Annotated in this window: 2 rRNA genes; both read right to left on the bottom strand. The window is 51.6% G+C overall.

The annotated features are described in order from the left end of the window. Nucleotides 1-97: 97 nt before the first annotated feature. Nucleotides 98-210: ribosomal RNA gene (rrf, locus tag NS331_RS19605) — 5S ribosomal RNA — on the bottom strand. Nucleotides 211-339: 129 nt separating this feature from the next. Further along, nucleotides 340-3,210 (bottom strand): 23S ribosomal RNA (locus tag NS331_RS19600). Nucleotides 3,211-3,315: the final 105 nt, after the last annotated feature.

The following is a 3,315-nucleotide window of genomic DNA, read 5'->3' as shown; positions in this document are numbered from 1 at the left end:
TGATCGACTGCTGAGGATTTAAGCCCAATGCCCAATGCCGCCGCCCAAAACAAAAAGCCCCGCAGCGAATGCTGAGGGGCTTTTTGAGGCTGTAAGAGCCTGACGATGACCTACTTTCACACGGGAGTCCGCACTATCATCGGCGCTGAGTCGTTTCACTGTCCTGTTCGGGATGGGAAGGAGTGGTACCAACTCGCTATGGTCATCAGGCATAAAGGGTTGCTGTGTTGATTTTGTGGATCAACACGGCGAATTCATAGAGTCTGTCAGCTTATTTGATTGCGCCAGGCATAACACCTTGATTGGCCTGCGCGTGGCATGGCACTGAATCAAAGTTATAGGGTCAAGCCGCACGAGCAATTAGTATCGGTTAGCTTAACGCATTACTGCGCTTCCACACCCGACCTATCAACGTCCTGGTCTTGAACGACTCTTCAGGGGGCTCGAGGCCCCGGCAGATCTCATCTTGAAACGAGTTTCCCGCTTAGATGCTTTCAGCGGTTATCTCTTCCACACTTAGCTACTCGGCAATGCCACTGGCGTGACAACCGATACACCAGAGGTGTGTCCACTCCGGTCCTCTCGTACTAGGAGCAGGCTTCCTCAAATCTGCAGCGCCCACGGAAGATAGGGACCAAACTGTCTCACGACGTTTTAAACCCAGCTCACGTACCTCTTTAAATGGCGAACAGCCATACCCTTGGGACCGGCTACAGCCCCAGGATGAGATGAGCCGACATCGAGGTGCCAAACACCGCCGTCGATATGAACTCTTGGGCGGTATCAGCCTGTTATCCCCAGAGTACCTTTTATCCGTTGAGCGATGGCCCTTCCATACAGAACCACCGGATCACTATGTCCTGCTTTCGCATCTGCTCGACTTGTCAGTCTCGCAGTTAAGCACGCTTATGCCATTGCACTATCGTCACGATGTCCGACCGTAACTAGCGTACCTTCGAACTCCTCCGTTACGCTTTGGGAGGAGACCGCCCCAGTCAAACTGCCTACCATGCACTGTCCCCAACCCGGATAACGGGTCTAGGTTAGAACCTCAAACACACCAGGGTGGTATTTCAACGTCGGCTCCACCAGAACTAGCGTCCTGGCTTCAAAGCCTCCCACCTATCCTACACAGATCTGTTCAAAGTCCAATACAAAGCTACAGTAAAGGTTCATGGGGTCTTTCCGTCTTTCCGCGGGGAGATTGCATCATCACAAACATTTCAACTTCGCTGAGTCTCAGGAGGAGACAGTGTGGCCATCGTTACGCCATTCGTGCAGGTCGGAACTTACCCGACAAGGAATTTCGCTACCTTAGGACCGTTATAGTTACGGCCGCCGTTTACTGGGACTTCAATCAAGAGCTTGCACCCCATCATTTAATCTTCCAGCACCGGGCAGGCGTCACACCCTATACGTCCACTTTCGTGTTTGCAGAGTGCTGTGTTTTTAATAAACAGTCGCAGCCACCGATTCTTTGCAACCCTTTCATGCTCCGTTGTTCACTTCACACTACTAGGGCACACCTTCTCCCGAAGTTACGGTGTCAATTTGCCGAGTTCCTTCTCCTGAGTTCTCTCAAGCGCCTTAGAATACTCATCTCGCGCACCAGTGTCGGTTTGCGGTACGGTCGTGTGCAGCTGAAGCTTAGTGGCTTTTCCTGGAACCTCGTTCATTCACTTCGCGAGCAAGCTCGCTCGATCGACAGCCTCGGTATATGTGTGCCGGATTTGCCTGACACACGCCTACATCTGCCTAAACCAGGATATCCAACACCTGGATGAACTATTAAGATCCGTCCCCACATCGCACTGCACATCGGTACAGGAATATTGACCTGTTTCCCATCAGCTACGCATCTCTGCCTCGCCTTAGGGGCCGACTCACTCTACGCCGATGAACGTTGCGTAGAAAACCTTGCGCTTACGGCGAGCGGGCTTTTCACCCGCTTTAACGCTACTCATGTCAGCATTCGCACTTCTGATACCTCCAGCAGCCTTTACAAGCCACCTTCACAGGCTTACAGAACGCTCTCCTACCACTCACACTTGCGTGTGAATCCGCAGCTTCGGTAACTGGCTTAGCCCCGTTACATCTTCCGCGCAGGACGACTCGATCAGTGAGCTATTACGCTTTCTTTAAATGATGGCTGCTTCTAAGCCAACATCCTGACTGTTTTAGCCTTCCCACTTCGTTTCCCACTTAGCCAATTTTAGGGACCTTAGCTGGCGGTCTGGGTTGTTTCCCTCTTGAGTCCGGACGTTAGCACCCGGTGCTCTGTCTCCCAAGCTCTACTCTGCAGTATTCGGAGTTTGCCTTGGTTTGGTAAGTCGCCATGACCCCCTAGCCAAAACAGTGCTCTACCCCCGCAGGTAATACTTGAGGCACTACCTAAATAGTTTTCGGAGAGAACCAGCTATTTCCAAGTTTGTTTAGCCTTTCACCCCTATCCACAGCTCATCCGCTAGTTTTGCAACACTAGTCGGTTCGGACCTCCAGTACCTGTTACGGCACCTTCATCCTGGCCATGGATAGATCACTTGGTTTCGGGTCTACACCCAGCGACTGATCGCCCTATTCGGACTCGATTTCTCTACGGCTTCCCTATTCGGTTAACCTCGCCACTGAATGTAAGTCGCTGACCCATTATACAAAAGGTACGCAGTCACCCTTGCGGGCTCCTACTTTTTGTAAGCATGCGGTTTCAGGATCTATTTCACTCCCCTCCCGGGGTTCTTTTCGCCTTTCCCTCACGGTACTAGTTCACTATCGGTCGATGATGAGTATTTAGCCTTGGAGGATGGTCCCCCCATGTTCAGACAGGATTACACGTGTCCCGCCCTACTTGTCGCTAGCTCAGTACCACACAGGTCTTTTCGCATACGGGACTATCACCCACTATGGTCGGCCTTTCCATGCCGCTTTGCTAAGTCCTGTGCTATCACTAGCAGGCTCCTCCGATTTCGCTCGCCACTACTTTCGGAATCTCGGTTGATGTCTTTTCCTCGAGCTACTGAGATGTTTCAGTTCACCCGGTTCGCCTCGTTAACCTATGTATTCAGTTAACGATACCTTTCGGTGGGTTTCCCCATTCGGAAATCTCCGGATCAAAGCTAATTTGCCAGCTCCCCGAAGCTTATCGCAGGCTATCACGTCCTTCGTCGCCTATCATCGCCAAGGCATCCACCACATGCTCTTATTCACTTGACCCTATAACTTTGACCTCTCTCACGAGAGTTCTCAGTCCATCAAGGAATTGTCAGGTCTCTCACCTGACGCGTTATGCCGTCTTCAATTTGCTCTTTTACAGCAAGC

This window comes from Pseudacidovorax intermedius (assembly GCF_001476815.1).
Taxonomy (GTDB): Bacteria; Pseudomonadota; Gammaproteobacteria; order Burkholderiales; family Burkholderiaceae_C; genus Xenophilus; species Xenophilus intermedius_A.
The sequence above is the reverse complement of the archived record's forward strand: the minus strand, read 5'-3'. Positions and strand labels throughout refer to the sequence as shown.